21 protein-coding genes and 1 pseudogene are annotated in these 18,329 nt (G+C 62.7%); 6 read left to right on the top strand and 16 right to left on the bottom strand.

Going from position 1 to position 18,329, the window contains the following annotated elements; all coding sequences use genetic code 11:
- Positions 1–35: 35 nt before the first annotated feature.
- Complete coding sequence (locus AC04SG_RS30100; RefSeq protein WP_192259297.1) at positions 36–467, top strand: GlcG/HbpS family heme-binding protein; 432 nt, start codon at positions 36–38, stop codon at positions 465–467.
- A gap of 8 nt (positions 468–475) precedes the next feature.
- Here AC04SG_RS30100 and AC04SG_RS30095 read toward each other — a convergent pair whose 3' ends face one another.
- The 4 genes from AC04SG_RS30095 to AC04SG_RS30080 form a co-directional block, all read right to left on the bottom strand.
- Positions 476–877: a hypothetical protein gene (locus AC04SG_RS30095; protein WP_488553995.1), complete on the bottom strand. Its 402-nt coding sequence runs from the start codon at positions 875–877 to the stop codon at positions 476–478.
- Positions 878–1,039: 162 nt separating this feature from the next.
- Positions 1,040–1,987, bottom strand: coding sequence for an agmatinase (locus tag AC04SG_RS30090; RefSeq protein ID WP_488553994.1), 948 nt, complete (start codon positions 1,985–1,987; stop codon positions 1,040–1,042).
- Positions 1,988–2,204: 217 nt separating this feature from the next.
- A complete protein-coding gene (gene rpmF / locus AC04SG_RS30085) occupies positions 2,205–2,387 on the bottom strand; it encodes a 50S ribosomal protein L32 (RefSeq protein ID WP_008834724.1) in 183 nt (60 codons plus the stop codon).
- A 153-nt stretch (positions 2,388–2,540) separates the two neighbouring features.
- Positions 2,541–3,248: a biosynthetic peptidoglycan transglycosylase gene (locus AC04SG_RS30080; protein WP_488554017.1), complete on the bottom strand. Its 708-nt coding sequence runs from the start codon at positions 3,246–3,248 to the stop codon at positions 2,541–2,543.
- Between the two features lie 131 nt (positions 3,249–3,379).
- On the opposite strand from AC04SG_RS30080, the pseudogene AC04SG_RS30075 reads away from it, so the two are divergent.
- A pseudogene (locus AC04SG_RS30075) lies at positions 3,380–4,197 on the top strand (polyprenyl synthetase family protein).
- 39 nt (positions 4,198–4,236) lie between these two features.
- Here the strand turns inward: AC04SG_RS30075 and AC04SG_RS30070 are convergent.
- Together AC04SG_RS30070 and AC04SG_RS30065 are read right to left on the bottom strand one after the other, a co-directional pair.
- Positions 4,237–5,238: an NADP-dependent oxidoreductase gene (locus AC04SG_RS30070; RefSeq protein WP_488553993.1), complete on the bottom strand. Its 1,002-nt coding sequence runs from the start codon at positions 5,236–5,238 to the stop codon at positions 4,237–4,239.
- A 67-nt stretch (positions 5,239–5,305) separates the two neighbouring features.
- Positions 5,306–6,121: an oxidoreductase gene (locus tag AC04SG_RS30065; RefSeq protein ID WP_488553992.1), complete on the bottom strand. Its 816-nt coding sequence runs from the start codon at positions 6,119–6,121 to the stop codon at positions 5,306–5,308.
- Between the two features lie 103 nt (positions 6,122–6,224).
- On the opposite strand from AC04SG_RS30065, the gene AC04SG_RS30060 reads away from it, so the two are divergent.
- Entirely contained in the window at positions 6,225–6,809 is a 585-nt protein-coding gene (locus AC04SG_RS30060; RefSeq protein ID WP_488553991.1) for a TetR/AcrR family transcriptional regulator, read from the top strand.
- 108 nt (positions 6,810–6,917) lie between these two features.
- Here AC04SG_RS30060 and AC04SG_RS30055 read toward each other — a convergent pair whose 3' ends face one another.
- The 4 genes from AC04SG_RS30055 to AC04SG_RS30040 all read right to left on the bottom strand — a co-directional run bounded on the left by AC04SG_RS30055 (position 6,918) and on the right by AC04SG_RS30040 (position 10,300).
- Positions 6,918–7,811 carry an aminoglycoside phosphotransferase family protein gene (locus AC04SG_RS30055; protein WP_488553990.1) on the bottom strand — a complete coding sequence of 298 codons (894 nt, stop codon included), beginning with the start codon at positions 7,809–7,811 and terminating at the stop codon, positions 6,918–6,920.
- A 136-nt stretch (positions 7,812–7,947) separates the two neighbouring features.
- Positions 7,948–8,805 carry a sigma-70 family RNA polymerase sigma factor gene (locus AC04SG_RS30050; protein WP_488553989.1) on the bottom strand — a complete coding sequence of 286 codons (858 nt, stop codon included), beginning with the start codon at positions 8,803–8,805 and terminating at the stop codon, positions 7,948–7,950.
- Positions 8,805–9,284, bottom strand: coding sequence for a carboxymuconolactone decarboxylase family protein (locus AC04SG_RS30045; RefSeq protein WP_488553988.1), 480 nt, complete (start codon positions 9,282–9,284; stop codon positions 8,805–8,807). The genes AC04SG_RS30050 and AC04SG_RS30045 overlap by 1 nt, the downstream gene beginning before the upstream one ends.
- A gap of 122 nt (positions 9,285–9,406) precedes the next feature.
- Positions 9,407–10,300 (bottom strand): LysR family transcriptional regulator, encoded by an 894-nt coding sequence (locus AC04SG_RS30040; protein ID WP_488553987.1) that lies wholly within the window; start codon positions 10,298–10,300, stop codon positions 9,407–9,409.
- Positions 10,301–10,410: 110 nt separating this feature from the next.
- Here AC04SG_RS30040 and AC04SG_RS30035 point away from each other — a divergent pair, with 110 nt between their 5' ends.
- Positions 10,411–10,626 carry a tautomerase family protein gene (locus tag AC04SG_RS30035; protein WP_112559562.1) on the top strand — a complete coding sequence of 72 codons (216 nt, stop codon included), beginning with the start codon at positions 10,411–10,413 and terminating at the stop codon, positions 10,624–10,626.
- Positions 10,627–10,754: 128 nt separating this feature from the next.
- The gene (locus AC04SG_RS30030; protein WP_488553986.1) at positions 10,755–13,097 is read left to right on the top strand and encodes a response regulator; all 2,343 of its coding nucleotides are present in this window, start codon (positions 10,755–10,757) and stop codon (positions 13,095–13,097) included.
- A gap of 4 nt (positions 13,098–13,101) precedes the next feature.
- Here the strand turns inward: AC04SG_RS30030 and AC04SG_RS30025 are convergent, their stop codons facing one another.
- The 6 genes from AC04SG_RS30025 to AC04SG_RS30000 form a co-directional block, all read right to left on the bottom strand.
- On the bottom strand, positions 13,102–13,842 hold the full coding sequence (locus tag AC04SG_RS30025) for a class I SAM-dependent methyltransferase (protein ID WP_488553985.1): 741 nt from the start codon (positions 13,840–13,842) through the stop codon (positions 13,102–13,104).
- Positions 13,843–13,911: 69 nt separating this feature from the next.
- On the bottom strand, positions 13,912–14,664 hold the full coding sequence (locus AC04SG_RS30020; protein WP_488553984.1) for a Stf0 family sulfotransferase: 753 nt from the start codon (positions 14,662–14,664) through the stop codon (positions 13,912–13,914).
- Positions 14,665–14,716: 52 nt separating this feature from the next.
- Positions 14,717–15,268: a chloramphenicol phosphotransferase CPT family protein gene (locus AC04SG_RS30015; RefSeq protein ID WP_488553983.1), complete on the bottom strand. Its 552-nt coding sequence runs from the start codon at positions 15,266–15,268 to the stop codon at positions 14,717–14,719.
- A gap of 16 nt (positions 15,269–15,284) precedes the next feature.
- The gene (locus AC04SG_RS30010; RefSeq protein ID WP_488553982.1) at positions 15,285–16,145 is read right to left on the bottom strand and encodes a transglycosylase SLT domain-containing protein; all 861 of its coding nucleotides are present in this window, start codon (positions 16,143–16,145) and stop codon (positions 15,285–15,287) included.
- A gap of 3 nt (positions 16,146–16,148) precedes the next feature.
- Complete coding sequence (ispG, locus tag AC04SG_RS30005; protein ID WP_488553981.1) at positions 16,149–17,402, bottom strand: flavodoxin-dependent (E)-4-hydroxy-3-methylbut-2-enyl-diphosphate synthase; 1,254 nt, start codon at positions 17,400–17,402, stop codon at positions 16,149–16,151.
- Between the two features lie 297 nt (positions 17,403–17,699).
- Positions 17,700–17,879, bottom strand: a complete 180-nt coding sequence (locus AC04SG_RS30000; protein WP_095487303.1) for a YdcH family protein — start codon at positions 17,877–17,879, stop codon at positions 17,700–17,702.
- A gap of 239 nt (positions 17,880–18,118) precedes the next feature.
- On the opposite strand from AC04SG_RS30000, the gene AC04SG_RS29995 reads away from it, so the two are divergent.
- Entirely contained in the window at positions 18,119–18,322 is a 204-nt protein-coding gene (locus tag AC04SG_RS29995; RefSeq protein ID WP_112559568.1) for a YdcH family protein, read from the top strand.
- The last annotated feature ends 7 nt before the right edge of the window (positions 18,323–18,329 follow it).

The raw sequence follows: 18,329 nt of genomic DNA, 5'->3' as shown, positions 1-18,329 counted from the left end.
GCCGATGATCGACGCGTTTTGAACAGGAGACAGCCATGACCGCACTGACCCTCGAAAAGGCCAAGCACATCATCGACGCCGCTTTCGCCAAGGGCGCCGAGCTGAAGCTGAAGCCGCTCGGCGTCTCCGTGCTCGATGCCGGCGCTCACCTCGTCGCCTTCCAGCGTCAGGACGGCGCCTCGTTCCTGCGCCCGCAAATGTCGGCCGGCAAGGCCTATGGCGCGCTCGCCATCGGCATGGGCTCGCGCCGCGTCGAGGCCTTCGCCAAGGAGCGGCCGCATCTCGTCGCCGGCATTTCCGACGTCTCGGGCGGGCGCGTCCTGCCGGTCGTCGGCGGCGTGCTGATCCGCGACAAATCAGGCGCCGTCATCGGCGCCGTCGGCATATCGGGCGATACGTCGGACAATGACGAGGCCGCCGCCATCGCCGGCATCGAAGCCGCCGGCTTCACCGCCGATCCGGGCTGAGGCTTCGGCTAGTTCAGGTTGATATCCCGGCTCGCAGACCGCATCGAGACCGAGAAACCGGCCAGCACGTCGAACAGGGCGATCGCCATCAGCGTGAAGAAGACGGAATGCGCCGCGCCCTTCACCAGCAGGAACTCGACCAGGAACGCCACGAAGACCAGCGTCGACAACAGATGGTCCATGATCGAGGCGTTCGTGGTGCGCACCGATTTCACCATTTCGAGGAACAGGAAGATCAGCCCGATCACCACCATCAGGTCGCCGAGCGTCATCGAAAACACCCCGCCAGACATCATGCGGAATGAGAAGATTTCGGTGGCCCACGGATCGTCGCCACTGCCGAATATTCCGAGGAGTCCGAGATTGTAGGCCACGAAGGGCACGATCAGCAGCGGGATGGCACCGAACATCAGGCGTCTCCTCTAGCAATTCCAGGAAGCGGTTTCCCACAGGAATTGCACAAAACAATGGGGGCACCTTCTGTAGAGTGCTCCGCAGGCACGCCGTCAAGATTTTTCGCTGACAGCCGTGAACACGGTCGAAGACCGGGTGCAACAACCATGTCACCCGGCTCAGCGCCTGAACTGGCCGGTGCGCACCGCAGCGCCGATGGCGTTGAGAATGAAAAGGCCGGCGGTCATCGATGTAATCTCGTTGACGTCGCGCGCCGGCGCGATCTCGACGATGTCCATGCCGACGACGCGCCCCTTGGCGAACAGCCCTTTGATCAACTCGATCGTCTGCCGGTAGCTGATGCCGCCAGGTGCCGGCCCTTCGACCGCCGGCATGACAGCGGGATCGAGACCGTCGGCGTCGATGGTCAGGTAGTAGCGGCCGCCATCCGGGATGCGCTTGAGCAGCGCCGCCGTGCCGATGTCCTGCCATTCATCGGCGGTGACGATGTTGGAGCCGTAGGCGCGGGCCGCCTCGACCTCCTCAAGCCGGGCGCTGCCTTGTCCGCGGATGCCGAGGTGGAAAATCCCGGCGATATGCGCCATCTCCGAAGCGCGGCGGATGGGGCTGGAATAGCCTTCCCTGACGCCGTTGACGTTGTCGCGCCAGTCGAGATGGGCATCGATCTGCACCAGGGTGATCGGCCCTTCGCCGTCGAGCGCCCGGAAGATCGGGATCGGAATACCGTGATCGCCGCCGATGGTGATCGGCAACGCACCGGCGGCGCGGATCTTGCGGACCGCCGCTTCGGCCAGCCCGTAGTGGCCGCCGGCGGCATCGCCGGGGACATCGCCGACATCGACCACCTTGACGTCCTGTCCGTCGAACAGGGTCCCGCCAATGTCGAAATCATAACGGTCGAGCCCGAGACTGATGCGCTGCGAGGCGCGCCGAACCGCGGTCGGCGCGTTGGTCTGGTCGTTGATCAACTCGTCGATCGTGTAGGGACTGCCGTAAGGCATGCCGATGATGGCGACATCGGCCTTCAGCGCATCGAGATCCTCGACCAGCGGAAAATTCATGAAGGTCTGAAACACATCGCGCGGCGTTGTGGTGGGCTTGGTCATGCGGTTTCCTCTGTCGCCCCTCCAACGGTGCAGGCACGTGCTTCAGCCGCAATCGCGGCGACGCAACGCAATACAGCACCGCGACGGCTGCGTGTATCGCCAGCGACGGTTCGGCCTTTGGCATAGAGAACGGCGCGAAGCAGCCAGGCGGCCATCAAACGCAAAAAGACCGGCCAATGGCCGGTCTTTTTGGTATTCAACCTTCGAAAAGCTGGTCTCAGCTTTCCTTGGGCGTCAGAACCTGGCGGCCGCGATACATGCCGGTCTTCAGGTCGATGTGGTGCGGGCGGCGCATTTCGCCGGAATTCTTGTCCTCGACATAGGTCGGGGCCTTGAGAGCGTCGGCCGAGCGGCGCATGCCGCGCTTGGACGGAGAGGTTTTTCGTTTCGGAACGGCCATGGATATGCTCCACTACATGGTCAAAATGCCCCGATAGCCCTCGTGAAAGGGCCGCGTCAGGGCCATAATCTGAGAAAGTCGGGTGCCTATACACGCCCTGCGCCGTTTTGGCCAGCACTGCGGCAAATTTTTTTGAGCCGGCAGCGGTTCATCCTAATCAAGACAACCGACATAGGCGCCGGAACGGCCGGCACGGCGCTCGATCAGCGAGGCCAGCCGCCGCAGCCCGGGACCGGGCTTGGCCGGATTGCGGGCGATCGGATTGGGCAGCGAGACCGCGAGCAGGGCGGCCTGCCGCCGCGACAGCCGTTTTGCCGAAACGCCGAAATGATGCTGGGCGGCGGCCTCGATGCCGTAAATGCCCGGTCCCCACTCGGCGATGTTGAGGTAGATCTCCATGATCCGCCGTTTCGACATCACCGCGTCGAAATAAACGGCCAGCGGCAGTTCGACCACCTTGCGCACCGAGCCCAGCGGCCGCGACCACAGGAAAAGGTTCTTCACCGTCTGCATGGTGATGGTCGAGGCGCCGCGCGTTGGCTCGCCGGCCAGCGCATCGTCGACGACGCCGCGCAACTCGCCGAGGTCGATGCCGCGATGGAAGCAGAACTGCCCATCCTCCGACATGATCACGGAATTGGCCAGCACCGGCGAAACATCGTCGATCGACACCCAGCGCCGGTCGTAGCCGGAAAACGTCGCCAGGTCCTTCACCATCAAGGTCGATATCGGATGCACGAAGGACGGCAGGTAAAGGAACGTGAGCACAATGGGTATCGCCGCCAGCACGGCGGCGACGACCAGGCAGCGCCGAGCCAGGCGCTTCAGACCGGCGCGGTTCACGCGCCTCGGTCGCGCCATGTCCAGCCCTTCGATTTCATGATCGACGATCGGTTCCGTCAAGCCGCCCCACCCGCGCCACTCTCCCGCCTCCGGCATAATGGCGCGAGGCTTCTTGCGCAACGTCTGAGTGTCGGCTACCGCTCCCGGCCATGACGAAAGACGAGCAAATGGCCTTTGAAGCCGCACTTTTGGTGCGGGCGGCGGCGATCGAGACCGAGCTCAGGCTGTTGCTCGACGGCCGCACGCTTGCCGGCGAGATCGCCCGGCCGGAGCGCCTGATGGCGGCCATGCGGCATGGCGTGCTGAACGGCGGCAAGCGGCTGCGCCCCTTCCTGGTCATGGAAAGTGCCGCGCTGTTCGGCGCCGATGGCGAGGCCGCATCGCGCGTGGCGGCGGCACTCGAATGCGTGCATTGCTATTCGCTGATCCATGACGATCTGCCTGCTATGGACGATGACGATCTGCGCCGCGGCCAGCCGACCGTGCACAAGGCGTTCGACGACGCCACCGCCTTTCCCGTTCCGCCGGCCCCTGCTGCATGGTCGGCGGCCAGACGCTCGACCTCGAAGCCGAGCGCAGCCGGCCGGATGAGGCCGGCATCATCCGGCTGCAGGCGATGAAAACCGGCGCGCTGATCCGCTTCGCCTGCGAATCTGGTGCAATCATTGCCGGCGCCGCCTCGCAGGACCGCGACCGGCTGGCCGAATTCGGCTCGGCGGTCGGGCTTGCCTTCCAGCTTGCCGACGATCTGCTCGACCTGACCGCCGATGCCAGCCAGATGGGCAAGGCGACCGGCAAGGACGCCGCTGCCGGCAAGGCGACGCTAGTCGCGCTGCACGGCACGAATTGGGCGCGCAGCCAGCTCCATGGCCTGGTCAAGCAGGCGCATGAATTGCTTGAGCCTTACGGCGAACAGGCCGCCCTGCTGAAGGCTGCGGCAAGTTTCGTGGCAATCCGCAACAGCTGAGGTTTTGGCTATTGGCAGATGGGCGCTTCCGTGGGCTCGCTATCTGACCTTGACGACGACCTTGCCCTTGGCACGTCCTGTTTCGACGTAAGCCAGCGCCTCGTTGGTTGCTTCAAAGGGAAAGACCCTGTCGACAACCGGGCGGATCGCCCCATCTTCGATGAGGGACGTGATTTTGCTCAGCTGATCACCTTGCGCCCACATGAACAGGAACGAAAATCCCACGCCTCGGCGCTTGGCTTTGGTCCGGATACCGCGGCTCAGCAGGCGCAGCAGGAGCCTTAGCACCACGTTCAGTCCCAGCTTCCTGGCAAATTCGGGATCCGGCGGACCGGAAATGGAGATGAGCTTGCCGCCCGGCTTCAGCACATTCAGGGATTTTTCAAGGGTCTTGGCGTCCTGGCTGTTCACGACGACGTCGTAGCCCGACAAGACGCTCTCGAAGTCGTCTTTCTTGTAGTCGACGACGACATCGGCGCCGAGACCCTTGACCAGGTCGGCACTCGCCGCGCTCGCCGTTGTCGCAACGGTCGCGCCGAGGTGCTTGGCCAGTTGGATGGCGAATGTCCCCACGCCGCCGGAGCCGGCCTGGATGAAGATCTTCTGGCCCTTCTTCAGCCCTGCCCTCTCGATGAGAGCCTGCCAGGCGGTCAGACCCACCAGAGGGATCGAAGCCGCTTCTTCCATGCTGAGGTTCGCGGGCTTCAGGGCCGCATCGGCTTCATCGATTGCGATGCGTTCGGCAAATGTCCCGATCCGACCGTCGCGCGGCCGCGCATAGACAGCGTCGCCGGGTTTGAATTTGCGGACTTTCGAGCCCACCCTGACAACCCTCCCAGCCACGTCGTGGCCCAGGATGAAGGGCCGGCGATAGGGCAGGATGAGCTTGAATTCGCCGGTTCTGATTTTGGAATCCAGCAGGTTCACCCCTGCGGCATGGACCTCGACCAGGACATCATTGTCCAGCAACTCCGGCTCCGGCATCTCGGCCAGCCGCAGAATGCCTTTCTTGTTATATTTATCGACAACGAATGCCTTCATGGCTGTGACTTTCCGAAAATGTCTGTTGGTGTACCGTTGTGCGCGAAATTCTCCGTCTCGCCGTTGTTCAGACCGGCAGACGGAATTGCTTGCGCAAGGTCTTGTCGAACATCTCGGCGGGGGCAAAACGGCGCAGGAGGCTGACCTGCCGCGCGGCCTTGCCAGCGGTGTAGCGCCGTCGCGGACGGGCATCGGTCGCCGCCTTGACGACCACATCCGCCACCACTTCCGGCCGATCGGCTTTGGGCATCACGTCGCGAAGCAGCGCGTCGACCCCGGCTCGGGCCTGATCGTACTCTTTCAATACGGAATCTGGCTCGATGCCGTTCTGGTCGAAGACGGTACGCACGTATGCCGGCTCGATGACCGATACGCGAATATTGAAGGCACGCACCTCGTGGTCGAGCGATTCCGAATAGCCCTCGAGCGCATGCTTGACTGCCGAATAATGAGCTGCGTATGGCGCAGGTACCAATCCCAGAATCGAGCCGATGTTGATGATGCGCCCTTCGCCGCGCCGCCGCATCGACGGCAACACCGCATTGGTCATGCGCATGACGCCGAACAGATTGACGTCGAACAGGGTTTGTACCTGTGCAACCGAGGATTCTTCGGCGCCGCCAAGCAGGCCGACACCGGCATTGTTGACCAAGAGGTCGATCCGCCCGGTCTGCGCCAATACGGTTGAAACGAGAGCGCTGACGGAGTCGCCATCGGTCACGTCGCACGTCAGCATGGACACCTGCGTCGGACCGTTGCCGGGCTTGCCACGACTTGTCCCGAAGACGGTATATCCTGCCCGCGCCAAGGCCTCGGCGCTGGCGCGGCCGATGCCCGAGGAGGCTCCGGTCACAACAGCGGTTCTTCCCGAAAATGCACTCATTTGATACTCCGGAGACATGAGGGCTAGCTTTTTGCCATTGATTGGATTACGATCGTAATATCACATTACGAGCATAATGCAATAGCAAGGAGGAATAGCCGCCATGCGCTACGAGAAGGGCCGAAAGGACGCGTCACGCGATCGGATCGTGGAGGTCGCCGCCCAGCGTTTTCGCGGTGACGGCATCGCCGCGTCGGGATTGGCAGCCATCATGGGCGACGCCGGGCTGACGAACGGAGCCTTCTATCCGCATTTCCAATCCAAGGCGGAGCTTGTGCGCGAAAGCCTGGTTGCGGCCATGGAGACCCAGTCGCAGCAACTGCAGGAGGTATTGGCCGCCGGTGGCCCGGAGATGGGCATAGCGGTGTATCTGTCGGCTGAGCACCGGGATAATCCGGGAACGGGCTGCGCCAACGCCGCGCTGCTGCCGGAACTCGCGCGTCAGCCGCCCGAAACGCGCGAAGTCTACACCGAACGCTTGCTGGTTTTGGTGCGCCAGTTGTCTGCAGCGCTTCCGCAGACCAGGGATCCGGAAGGCGCCGCCATGGGTGTCTTTGCGACCCTCATCGGCACGCTTCAACTGGCCCGCGCGGTGGCAGGGACGGACTTGTCGGATCGCATCCTCGCGGCAGGAGCAGATGCGGCGCGCAGGCTGATCCGGACACCTGAGGATGAGAAGGCATCCTAGACTAGGCCGTGAGCCCATAAACGCGAACAAACTGAGATCGGTGGGAGCGGTCGGTCAGCTCGCGAGCGAACCGGCCAGATGCGGCCATACTGAAACCGAATTCGCGGACTAGACCGCAAAATCCTCAAGCAGGCGCGAGATCGTGCTCCGCCCCAGAGCACTCATGGTCGGATTGGTCACCCGATAGTACCAAACGAGACCCATCGCCTGCTGGAAAGCCCATGCAGCGCCGCGCCTCCATTCCAACTCACCGGCCTGAATAGCTTCGCGAAAGGTTGCCCGACGGGCACGGTCGAGTAGGTGCCATGCAACGACGAGATCGAGCGCCGGATCGGCTGGGCCGAAGCTGCCACCGTCAAGAACTCCGACCAGACTTTCCCCTTGTACCAAGAGGTTTGCCGGGATGAGGTCCTTATGGCTCATTACCTCGGAAGCTGCAGGAGGCAGTTCGCGTAGGACAGCCCATAGGTGCCGGAGACGCGCGACGTCGAGAAGGTCTTCACTATTGGAGAAGCAGACCTCCATCCAATCGTCATGATCTGAGAGGCTCCCGCCTCGCCCTCGCCCATCGAAACGTCGCCCCTTCACATCTCCCCTGCGAAGCGAGGTCACGAGACGGGCAAGATCGAGTGAGAAGGCTGTTGAGCCGCTCAGCCCGTTGGGCGTCGCCGTTTCGCCCTCAATCCAACTCTGTACGAGCCAGGGCATGGGGTAGGCTGGGCTCGGTCTGCCTAGCCCAATCGGTTGAGGAGTTGGAAACGGGCAATATTCCTTCAGTTCGTTCATCGCAGCCGCTTCCGCCCTCAGCAGGATGGTGCATTGGGTTTGGTCCATCAATCGCAAGGGGAAGCGTGCGGCGTATTTCGAGCCGATGCGGAAAATTGCGTTGACGGTACCTGCTGTTACGAGCGGCACGATCTTCTGATCTTCATACTGAGGGAACTGATCGCGGATCAGGTCTCGTGCGAGGTCGATTTCGATGTGCATCTGGTCGCTATGCATGAGCTGCCGCTCCCAAGTGGTTTGACCACATATGCAGTGACTGTATGTCCTCTATTTGCCCTGCTGGCAGGTGACCAATAGCCGGAATGAGGTCGTTTGCCGACTGCCCGTGGCTGTGCGCTTGTGAGTCTACTACCTAATGCAGATGCCGGAGCTTGTCTGGATTGCGCATGACATAGATGGCCGCGATCTTTCCACCCTCGATGTCGAGCGCGGTCGTCTGCAATTCACCATCGGCTTCCAGCGTGATGAACCCTGGCAATCCGTTGATGAAGCCGACGCGAACCAGCGTCGAGCCGTTCTCGCGCAGCCAGACCGCCACCTGCTCGTACTGCTTCATGACGGCATCGAAGCCGAGCAGCGGCTGCATGGCTGCCGGACGCTTGCCGCCGCCATCGGCATGGGCGCTGACATCTTCCGTCAACAGCGCGCCGAGCGCCTGCATGTCGCCGCTGCGCGAGGCCGTGAAGAAAGCCTCGGCGATCTCGAGGCCACGCTGCTTCTCCACCTTGAAGCGGGGCCGGGCCTGGCGGACATGGGCGCGGGCACGCGCGGCAAGCTGGCGACAAGCGGCTGGGTCGCGGTCGAGGGCGGTCGCGACCTCCTCGAATTCCAGCCCGAACACATCGTGCAGCAGAAAGGCCGCCCGCTCCAGCGGCGAAAGCCGCTCCAGCACCAGCATCAGCGGCAAGGTGACGTCTTCCAGGTCGTCCTCTTCCACGATCGGCTCGGGCAGCCAAGGACCGATATAGGTTTCGCGCTTGTGTCGCGCGGATTTGAGCTGGTCGAGGCAAAGCCGCGTCACCGTACGGCGCAGGAACGCTTCGGGCTCGCGCACCTGCGACCGGTCGGTTCCCATCCAGCGAATGAAGGCCTCCTGCACGACATCCTCGGCGTCGGTCACCGAACCGAGCATGCGGTACGCGACCCGCATCAGCTTCGGCCGCAGCGGGCCGAAGCCCGCTGCCGCATCCTCGGTTTCAGCCGGCGTCATCAGGCCGCTGCCGCCTTGGCGCTGGCGCGTATCGCCGCAGCATCGGTGTAGAGCCCAAAGCCGACAGCGATGCGGTTCCAGCCATTGATGATATTGATCAACACGGTGAGCTTCACCTGCTCCTCGTCAGTGAAATGCGCCTTCAGATCATCATAGGCGCGTTCGCGGTCCTGTCCTTCCGAGAGGCGCGTGAGCGCATCGGTCCAGCCGAGCGCGGCACGTTCGCGGTCGCTATAGCAGGGCGCCTCGCGCCAGGCCGGCAGCAGGTAGATGCGCTGCTCGGTCTCGCCATTCTCGCGTGCTTCGGTCGCATGCAGATTGATGCAGTTGGCGCAGCCATTGATCTGCGACGCCCGAAGCTTGACCAGCTCGTTGAGGCTGTGCTCGAGCCCGGCGGCGACAGAGAGCTCGTTCGATGCGCGCTGCCACTGCTTGATCAGCGCAGGGGCAGCGGCGAAGAGGTCCAGTTTGGCGGTCATGATTGCAGTCCTTGTTGTTGGGTACACTCTCATGACGAGACAGGATCGGCTGGTGTGACATCAGGCCAGATTTTTTTGCGCAACAGCTGAGATTGGCGCAGGGGATGACGCCGATCCGAGCTTCACAGTGTCGCCTCGGCGAAGATGCGGGACGCCCATTCCAGGAAAGCGCGTAGCCGGGGAGCAAGCTGCCGGTTCTGCGGATAGAGCGCCGATAATGGCGTCGGCGTCGGCGGAAAATCCTGCAGCACCTCGACCAGTGTCCCGTCCGCCAGATCTTTTTCGAGCCGATAGCGTGGTGCTTGCAGAAGCCCGAAGCCCAGGCGCGCCAGCGCGGCCGCGGTGTCCGAATTGTTGACCTTCACCCGGCCCGGCAGCGTGACCCGATGCACCCTTGTGCCGATCGTGAACTCCAGCGGCAGGACTTCGCCTGTGCGCGAGGAGACGAAACCGATGGCCTGGTGGCCTTCCAGGGCGTCAGGCGATGCCGGCACTCCCTGGCGCTTCAGATAGATCGGGCTGGCGCAGGTGATTTCGCCGATCATCGCCAGCCGTCGCATGATCATGCCGCTGTCTTGTGGTTCGCCCGCACGGATGACGCAATCGACCCCTTCGCGTACCAGATCGACCAGCCGGTCGCCCTGGCCGATATGGAGATCGATCTGGGGATAGCGTTCGAGGAACGCAGGCAACTCCGGTAACAGGAACCTCTGCGTGAGCAGCGGATGCGCGTCGATGCGCAACAGGCCGCGCGGTTCGGCGCTGCGGAATCCCGCCTCGGCATCCTCCACTTCACCCAGGATCGAGAGGCAGCGCTCGTAATAGGCCTGTCCATCAAGCGTCGTGGCAACGTGGCGCGTGGTCCTGTCCAACAGCCTCGTCCCGAGATGATCCTCCAGGTGTTTGATTGCTTCGGTCGCGGTTGAACGCGGCAAGCCGAGATCGGCCGCCGCCGCCGTGAAATTGCGCCGTTCCACCACGCGAACGAACAGCCGCATCCTGTCGAGTCGATCCATAGCCTATTGTTCGCTCCGTCCGAATACTGCTGTCAAGAGTTCGCCGATTATTCGGATAACGTGGCAGGATATATCCATTCCTGCAGCATTCAACCTGAAGGAAACTGAAAATGCCGTTTGCCAACTTCAAGACACCGCAGGCCGCTCTAACGAAGACACAGAAGGAAGAACTCGTTCACAGGACCACGCAAATGTTCGTCGAGTATTTCGGCGAAGGCGTTCGCCCCTACACAATGGTGCTGATCGAGGAAGTCGCCGACGGAGGCTACGGTCGCGCTGACGAAGTCTTCGTCATTCCGGATGCCTACCGGGCCAAGGACGCCTGAGTTCGGGATATCGCATCCAGTCCGTGCTTGGCATATATGAATGCAACGGCTCCGGCGCGAACGAAATTTTAATGTAAATCAAGCGTAATCCCGACCATTAAAATGATGCGTATGTGTTGGGGTTGCGCATGCCGGAATACTCTTCCTTCATCCGTTCGATCCGGATCCGCTATATCTCGGGATTGCTGATCTTCGCGCTGGCCTCCGCCGCCGTCATGTTTGCGCTCAATCGCGTCAATTCATTTCGTCACGACGTCGACGCGCTGAGCAGCAATCTCGTCGTCTTCACCCGCGATCTGCGCAACGCCTCCAGTTTTGCCGAAACCGCCAGCACCGCCTGGCGCACGGAAACCCGTGACGGCCTTGCCGCCGCCGCGCGAGGCCATTCGCAGCGCCTGACCGGAGAGATCGAAACGCTCTCGGCCCAGCTTGCCGCGATCAAGCCGAGCCTGTCGGCCAGGACCCTCAACGAACTCTCCTCCGCTTCCGTCAACGGCGACCTGTTCTGGTCGTCGCGCGATATGGTGCGCAACTTCAACCTGATGTCGGCGGCGCAAAAGACCGACGAATGGAGTTCGCGCGAAATCCTCAACCAGAACGATCTGTTCGTCCAGCCGATGCTGGTGCGGGTGCGCACCGCCATGGACAGTGAACGCCATCTGGCCGACGCCTCCAGCGACCGGCTGCTTTTGTGGGCAAGCGGCCTTTTGTTCGCGGTTCTTGCCATTGCCGCCTTGTGGATCTTCCGGCCGATGGAAAAGGCGATCCGCCGCGCCTTCACCGAATCCGCCGCATCCTTGTTCAAGGCCGAAGCGGCCGACCGAGCCAAATCGGAATTCCTGGCCAATATGAGCCACGAGATCCGCACGCCGATGAACGGCGTGCTGGGCATGGCCGAGCTGCTCGCCAAGACCGACCTGACCGCGCGCCAGAAAACCTTCACCGACGTCATCGTCAAATCCGGCAATGCGCTGCTCACCATCATCAACGACATCCTCGATTTCTCCAAGATCAATGCCGGCCAGCTGACGCTCGATCCGGCGCCCTTCCGGCTTGCCGAAGCGGTCGAAGACGTGGCGACGCTGGTGTCGGCGCGCGTCGCTGAAAAGAACCTCGAACTGATCGTGCGTGTCGATCCGCGCCTGCCGGCCCATGTTGTCGGCGATGCCGGACGCTTCCGCCAGATCGTCACCAATCTGCTCGGCAACGCGGTGAAGTTCACCGAAAAGGGCCATGTGCTGATCGATGTCAGCGGCGAGGTGGTCGACGGTCTGGTCCAGCTCAAGGTTCGCGTCGAGGACACCGGCATCGGCATTCCGGCCGAGAAGCTGGAGAACGTGTTCGAGAAATTCGCCCAGGTCGACGGCTCGTCGACGCGCCGCCATGAAGGCACGGGCCTCGGCCTTGCCATTGCCGCCCGCCTCGTCGACCTGATGGGCGGCAAGATCGGCGTCGAAAGCGAGATCGGCCGCGGCTCGGTGTTCTGGTTCGCCGTGCCGCTGCCTGCGCATCAGCAGGACTCGCGCGACGAGATCGTGCCGGTCGACGTCACCGGCGCCCGCGTGCTGGTCATCGACGACAACCCGGTCAACCGCGAGATCCTGCTGGAACAGCTCAGAAGCTGGAGCTTCGACTGCGCGGCTGCCGAAAGCGGTGCTGTCGGCCTCGCCTTCCTCGATCGGGCCAGCCAGCTGGGTGCGGCGGTCGACTGCATTATCCTTGACTACCAAATGCCCGGCATGAACGGCGCCGACGTCGCCAAGGCGATTGCCGCCGACAGCCGTCTCTCCGCCATCCCGATGGTGCTGTTGACTTCGGTCGACCAGGTCGATTTCGGCAAGATGGTCATCGATTTCGGTATCGCCGCGCATCTGACCAAGCCGGCGCGCTCGGCCATCCTGCTCGGCACCGTCATCTCGGTCATCCAGAAGGCCCGCGCCCAGATTGGCAAGGCCCAATTCACTCGCGAGCCCGTGGTTGCGCAGGCGGCGCCTATGGCGCCGCCGGCCTTCACCGTCATTCGCGGTCCGGTAATGCCTGCCGCCACAGTGCCCGAATCGATGACCACGCCGAACGGCCCGATCGATATCCTTATTGCCGAGGACAATGACGTGAATCAGTTGGTGTTCGGCCAGATCCTCAATGGGCTTGGCCTCAGCTACCGCATCGCCGGCAATGGCCGCACCGCCGTCGAGATGTACCGGGCGCTGCGGCCGAAGCTGATCCTGATGGACGTCTCCATGCCGGAGATGAACGGCTACGAGGCTACCCGCGCCATCCGGGCGGCGGAGGCGGCGACAGGCAACCACACGCCGATCATCGGCGTGACCGCGCACGCGCTGAAGGGTGACCGCGACAAATGCATCGAGGCCGGCATGGACGACTATCTGCCCAAGCCCGTTTCGCCCGACCGCCTCGGTAGCAAGATCGGCACCTGGCTCAGCGAGACTGTGGCGGCGAAGACGGCTTGATCCGTCAGCGTAACCGGCCGATGGGAATGATTTCCGACGAGGCGTCGACATAGGGTTCGCCCTGCCAGCCGCCGAGCCATTGCTCCACCAGCAGGCCGGCTTCGTCCAGCATCCCGGCGAGATCTTCCTTCTTCGGAAATGCGATTCTCGATGCGGCACTCAGAACGGGTCTGCCGCCTGGAATTTCATAGAAGGTCGAATAGGCCACGACGCCGGTGGCGGCATCGTATGCGGCATCATACCAGGCCTTGACGGTACCGAGAGCGGGATGCGCTACCATCCGCTCGGAACGCTGCGGCGTCCATTCAAGCCACGCCTTCGCGGCGGCGTCGCGGGTGTCGAAAACGAAGCGCCCGCCCGGAGCGAGATGTTCGGCGATGGTGCGCAGCACCGCCCGCTGGTCGTCTTCTGTCAGAAAAACCTGGAACACGTGACCGGTCAGCAGCACCAGGTCGAAGCGTCGCCCGAGCCGCACCGTTCGCGCGTCTGCCTCGATCCAGTCGACCTTGTCGCCGCCGATCCTGCGGCGCGCAACGTCGAGCATGGCCGACGCCGGATCGACGCCAGTAACGCTGCGTCCCCTGGCCATTTCGGCGGCCAGTTGACCGGTGCCGCAGCCGAGATCGAGGATCGAGCACGCATCTTCGGCAAGGCGGATGCAGCAGTCAAAATCGGAACGGTGATCCTGGTTCTCGATGTCATAGAACTGGACGAAGTCGGGATCGGTGTAGATGGGATCGGTCATACCGCCGCCTGTACTTGAAAATGTTCACCTCGTGCGACAGGCGCACCCCCGTCGACGATGGCATTCGCTTCAGACGGCCGCGTCCAGACCATAGCGCCTTATCCAGTCTAGGCTGGTAGCGTCCGAGAGTTTTGCAACGCCAGGCTTCACATCCTCCGCGTTCGGCGCCTGAACGCCGAGCGCTGCACAGATGGTCATCAACGTAGCCGCCTGATCGCTTGAAAGCCGCTCATAGCCAATCAGCAGCGGCATTATCCCCTGCTCCGCAAACCATGTGTTCCAGGCCGCGTCATAGGCTTCGAGTTTGGCGAGCTCATGCTGGATCCGCTCGAAATCGTATCGGGGTTCCTGCGGCGGCGCGACCCGTTCGATCTCGGTTCCGTCAGGCGCGATATGCCAAAGCCCGGTCTGCTCCGCCTTGATCAGCGACACCGCCTGCGCCAGCTTGTTCTCGCGCGAAAGATGGATGTAGAGGACACGGCCGAAGGCCTTTTCAAAACGCGCTTTGTCGGATGGGAGGTCCGGGAAAATCCGGCCGAGGATCGTCTGGAGCTCATCCAGATTTTCCCGCATCAGGCGCAGGCCGAAGACATTTGTCCCGCCCTTCCCGGCCCGGATTGCCGCATCGAGATAGGCGACATCGAACTCATGCGCGCTCATTGTATCGCGACTGGGCAGGCCCCACTCTTCGGCCCATTCCGCTATATTCTGCCGCCGGTAGAACGAGTGCGGATCGCCGGCCATCTTGGTCGATGCCAGCAGGCCGCACAGCAAAGTGCTTCCGGTTCTGGGCGTGCCGCAGATTATGTAGCCGTCTAACATGCAAGGTCCTTGCCGCTCTTCGGAGTCAAGGCAACCCAGGCCAAGGGCCGGCCTATAGCGTAAATTCCTGCTGGATGCGACGGGCGCATTCGAGCGGCGTGAGTTGGCTGGTGTCGACTTCGAGGTCGTAGCCTATGCCCGTGTGGACGCGAGGATACTGCCAGCGCGCCAGTCCGGGCAGCCTGTTGGCGCGCGCGGCTTCCCTTGCCTCAAGGACTTCCAGCGGCGCGAAGACGCCGACCAGATACAGGTCGAAACCCGACAGCAGCTCGACATACTCCGCTATCTCGTCATTGAAGATCACGTCGTCGACGATGAGATCGTTGCCTTGCCCGGCCATGGCGGCGATGGCGTGGCGCATGCCGCGCATTGTTCGCGCGCCGACCGGCCCGCTCCTGATCACCACCGACGGCTTGCCGTTTTCCAGCACGGTCTCAAAGGAAAACCCGTCGGCTTGATCCTGAAGCGCCTCCGGCAGCATGTCGATGAAGGCATCCATCTGGACATGCAGGAAGGGCGTGGCGGTGATCGTCTGCAGGGCTCTGGCAATCGAACTCTTGCCGGCGCTGCCGACACCATTGAGCAGGACGATTTTGGCAGTCATATCGTCACCCTCGTGCCTACCGGTTGCGCACGACGATACAGGCGCCGCCGACGCTCTGCAGCTTTTGGCAGATGACATTGGCCGCAGCGCGGTCGTCGACACCGATCCTGACCGCATAAATGCCCCGCCGGCCGATCGGCGTGCGCACCCGGCTGACCACCGGATCATGCCCGGAAAGCAGCGCCGGAAACCGGCTCCTGACCCGCAGCCATTGATTGATCGCAGCACCGCGGCGGAAATTGCCTGCCACCTGCACGCCCCATGGCTTCACATTGATCGAAGCCATCGCCACGGTTCTGGACATGATCACTGGCAGCTTGCGGCAGGCGACGGCAAAGCTGGTCTTGGCATCGAGCGGCGCGACCGTTCCGGCGTAGGCGCTGTCGGAGAATTTGTCGACCGGCTCGCCCATGACGTCGAAGACGTAAGCTTCGGTTTCCATCGGCAGGAAGCCGCCGGAGCCGAGCCAACGCGACACCCGGTTCTCGCCGGCATTGTAGGCGGCCGCCGCCAAGCCGAGATTGCCATAGCTGACCTTCATCTCGGCGAGATACTTCGCCGAGGCCGGGATCGCCTGGTCGATGTCGAAAGGATCGGCCAGCCCGCGCATTTTTGCGGTGCCCGGCATGAACTGGGCGATGCCTTCAGCGCCGACCGGGCTCACCGCATTGGGATCAAACCGGCTTTCCTTCCAGATCAGCCGGGCGAAGAAATCCTTGGGCAGGCCGTTCTGCTCGGCATGCGCCTCGATCAGGTCGCAGACGCGGCCGATCAATCGTTTCGCCGCAGAGCGCGATTGCGGTGGATCGGCGAGTGCCTGTCCGGCGCAACCCAGCCAGCAGAGCAGGACCACAGCGGCTTTAAACAGCCCCCGCACGGCCTATTCCGCTGCGGCCTTGCCGTGCTGTCCAAACCGCTGCTCGATGTAGTCGGCGACCATTTTCTCGAAATCGGCGGCGATCGATGGGCCGCGCAGCGTCGCCGCCTTCTTGCCGTCGACGAAGACGGGCGCCGTCGGCGTCTCGCCGGTGCCGGGCAGCGAAATGCCGATATCGGCATGCTTGGACTCGCCGGGGCCGTTGACGATGCACCCCATCACCGCGACCTTGAGGTTCTCGACGCCGGGATATTTTTCGCGCCACACCGGCATGTTCTTGCGCAGGTCTGCCTGGATGTTCTGCGCCAACTCCTGGAACACGGTGGATGTGGTGCGGCCGCAGCCGGGGCAAGCGGCGACGATCGGCACGAACTGGCGAAAGCCCATGGTCTGCAAGAGCTCCTGCGACACCTGCACCTCGCGCGTGCGGTCGCCATTCGGCTCCGGCGTCAGCGAAATGCGGATGGTGTCGCCAATGCCTTGCTGCAAAAGGATGCCCATGGCAGCCGACGAGGCGACAATGCCCTTGGAGCCCATGCCGGCTTCGGTGAGGCCGAGATGCAGCGCATGGTTGGAGCGGGTCGCAAGCTCGGTATAGACGGCAATCAAATCCTGCACGCCGCTGACCTTGGCCGACAGGATGATCTTTTCGCGGGCCAAGCCGATTTCTTCGGCCATTTCGGCCGACAGGATCGCCGACTGCACGATCGCCTCGCGGGTGACCTCCTGCGCCGTCAGCGGAAAGCCTTGGCGCTGGTTCTCGTCCATCAGCCGGGTGAGCAGCTCCTGATCGAGCGAGCCCCAATTGACGCCGATGCGCACCGGCTTGTCGTGCTTGATCGCCATTTCGACGATCGCCGCGAACTGGCGGTCCTTCTTGTCCTTGAAGCCGACATTGCCGGGATTGATGCGGTATTTGGCCAGCGCCTCGGCGCAGGCCGGATGATCGGCGAGCAGCTTGTGGCCGATATAATGGAAATCGCCGACCAGCGGCACATTGATGCCGAGCCGTTCGAGCCGCTCACGGATGCGCGGCACGGCGGCGGCGCTCTCGTCGCGGTCGACGGTGATGCGCACGATCTCCGACCCGGCGCGATGCAGGGCAGCAACCTGCGCGACGGTCTGGTCGATATCGGCCGTGTCGGTGTTAGTCATCGACTGCACGACGACCGGCGCGCCGCCGCCGACGGTCACACCGCCGACATCGACGCTGACCGAGGTGCGGCGCGGAAAGGGCGAGGAAAAATATCCGGTCATGCCGGCAGCCTCTTGAGCTCCTGAGCGACCTGCGTTCGCGTTGACGCGCAAACCTACGCTCAAACAGTTATCAGCGCATTGCGCTGAGGTTCGGGCATGAGGTGGAGGAGCAAAGATGGCTTGTCAATGGCGACAGGCAGGCAGAGCCGCCAAATTGCAGCGGCGCGGCTACCCGTCACAGACGGTGTCGACCGGCCAACAGTGTCGGAAACAGTAACAAGTAACCGCCTCCGGCGGCGTGTCGCCACCGGAGCGATGGATGCGCGCCGGAGCGGCGCGTCTAGTCCAGGAAGGGCGTCAGTGTGTCGTCGGTTTCGCCTTCAGTTTCTCAATCTCGTCCTTGAGTGCCAGCTTGCGTCGCTTGAGATTCACGATTTCGAGGTCGTCGACCGATGGATGATTCATGGCATCATCGATCTCGCGCTCGATATCACCGTGTTTCCGCTGCAACTCATCAAGATGGGATGCAAGAGACATGATTGGTTCTCCCTTTCATGGTTTCCTCGATTGCAGCCGTCAAAGGCACGTCCACCGCAGGTCGTTCTGTGACGGCACCATGACACTCTGCCACCATCCAACTGAGATGTCGAATGCTGCGTGGTAGCATTCCACGACAATGTGAAATGTGGTATGGGCTGCGCGCCGGCTACAAAACCCCGCCGGTCCCGCCCAATCAGGCCCATCATTGGGCGCCGCAGACGTGCAGACGGTAGATAATGTCCGAACAGGAACAGGCTGATATCCGCCTCGAATTTTCTCGGCTGAAACAAGAGCATGCCGATTTCGACGCGGCCATCAATGCGATGATCGCCATGGGTTGTGATCCCTTGCAGATCCAACGCATGAAGAAGAAGAAACTGTTCCTCAAGGACCGGCTGATGGCGCTGGAAGACAAGATCATCCCGGACATCATCGCCTGAGCGATAG

The organism is Mesorhizobium sp. CNPSo 4684, assembly GCF_057784315.1.
Note: the sequence above shows the minus strand (reverse complement) of the source record. Positions and strands in the feature narration are given on the sequence as shown.

Excerpts from the sequence above, each read along its gene's own strand:
- AC04SG_RS30095 (WP_488553995.1), bottom strand. The coding sequence starts at position 877 with ATGTTCGGTGCCATCCCGCTGCTGATCGTGCCCTTCGTGGCCTACAAT.
- AC04SG_RS30100 (WP_192259297.1), top strand. The coding sequence starts at position 36 with ATGACCGCACTGACCCTCGAAAAGGCCAAGCACATCATCGACGCCGCT.
- AC04SG_RS29995 (WP_112559568.1), top strand. The coding sequence starts at position 18,119 with ATGTCCGAACAGGAACAGGCTGATATCCGCCTCGAATTTTCTCGGCTG.
- AC04SG_RS30055 (WP_488553990.1), bottom strand. The coding sequence starts at position 7,811 with ATGCATAGCGACCAGATGCACATCGAAATCGACCTCGCACGAGACCTG.
- AC04SG_RS30045 (WP_488553988.1), bottom strand. The coding sequence starts at position 9,284 with ATGACCGCCAAACTGGACCTCTTCGCCGCTGCCCCTGCGCTGATCAAG.
- AC04SG_RS30060 (WP_488553991.1), top strand. The coding sequence starts at position 6,225 with ATGCGCTACGAGAAGGGCCGAAAGGACGCGTCACGCGATCGGATCGTG.
- AC04SG_RS30015 (WP_488553983.1), bottom strand. The coding sequence starts at position 15,268 with ATGACTGCCAAAATCGTCCTGCTCAATGGTGTCGGCAGCGCCGGCAAG.
- AC04SG_RS30050 (WP_488553989.1), bottom strand. The coding sequence starts at position 8,805 with ATGACGCCGGCTGAAACCGAGGATGCGGCAGCGGGCTTCGGCCCGCTG.
- AC04SG_RS30090 (WP_488553994.1), bottom strand. The coding sequence starts at position 1,987 with ATGACCAAGCCCACCACAACGCCGCGCGATGTGTTTCAGACCTTCATG.
- AC04SG_RS30000 (WP_095487303.1), bottom strand. The coding sequence starts at position 17,879 with ATGTCTCTTGCATCCCATCTTGATGAGTTGCAGCGGAAACACGGTGAT.
- AC04SG_RS30035 (WP_112559562.1), top strand. The coding sequence starts at position 10,411 with ATGCCGTTTGCCAACTTCAAGACACCGCAGGCCGCTCTAACGAAGACA.
- AC04SG_RS30040 (WP_488553987.1), bottom strand. The coding sequence starts at position 10,300 with ATGGATCGACTCGACAGGATGCGGCTGTTCGTTCGCGTGGTGGAACGG.
- AC04SG_RS30025 (WP_488553985.1), bottom strand. The coding sequence starts at position 13,842 with ATGACCGATCCCATCTACACCGATCCCGACTTCGTCCAGTTCTATGAC.
- AC04SG_RS30030 (WP_488553986.1), top strand. The coding sequence starts at position 10,755 with ATGCCGGAATACTCTTCCTTCATCCGTTCGATCCGGATCCGCTATATC.
- ispG (WP_488553981.1), bottom strand. The coding sequence starts at position 17,402 with ATGACCGGATATTTTTCCTCGCCCTTTCCGCGCCGCACCTCGGTCAGC.
- rpmF (WP_008834724.1), bottom strand. The coding sequence starts at position 2,387 with ATGGCCGTTCCGAAACGAAAAACCTCTCCGTCCAAGCGCGGCATGCGC.
- AC04SG_RS30020 (WP_488553984.1), bottom strand. The coding sequence starts at position 14,664 with ATGTTAGACGGCTACATAATCTGCGGCACGCCCAGAACCGGAAGCACT.
- AC04SG_RS30080 (WP_488554017.1), bottom strand. The coding sequence starts at position 3,248 with ATGGCGCGACCGAGGCGCGTGAACCGCGCCGGTCTGAAGCGCCTGGCT.
- AC04SG_RS30070 (WP_488553993.1), bottom strand. The coding sequence starts at position 5,238 with ATGAAGGCATTCGTTGTCGATAAATATAACAAGAAAGGCATTCTGCGG.
- AC04SG_RS30065 (WP_488553992.1), bottom strand. The coding sequence starts at position 6,121 with ATGAGTGCATTTTCGGGAAGAACCGCTGTTGTGACCGGAGCCTCCTCG.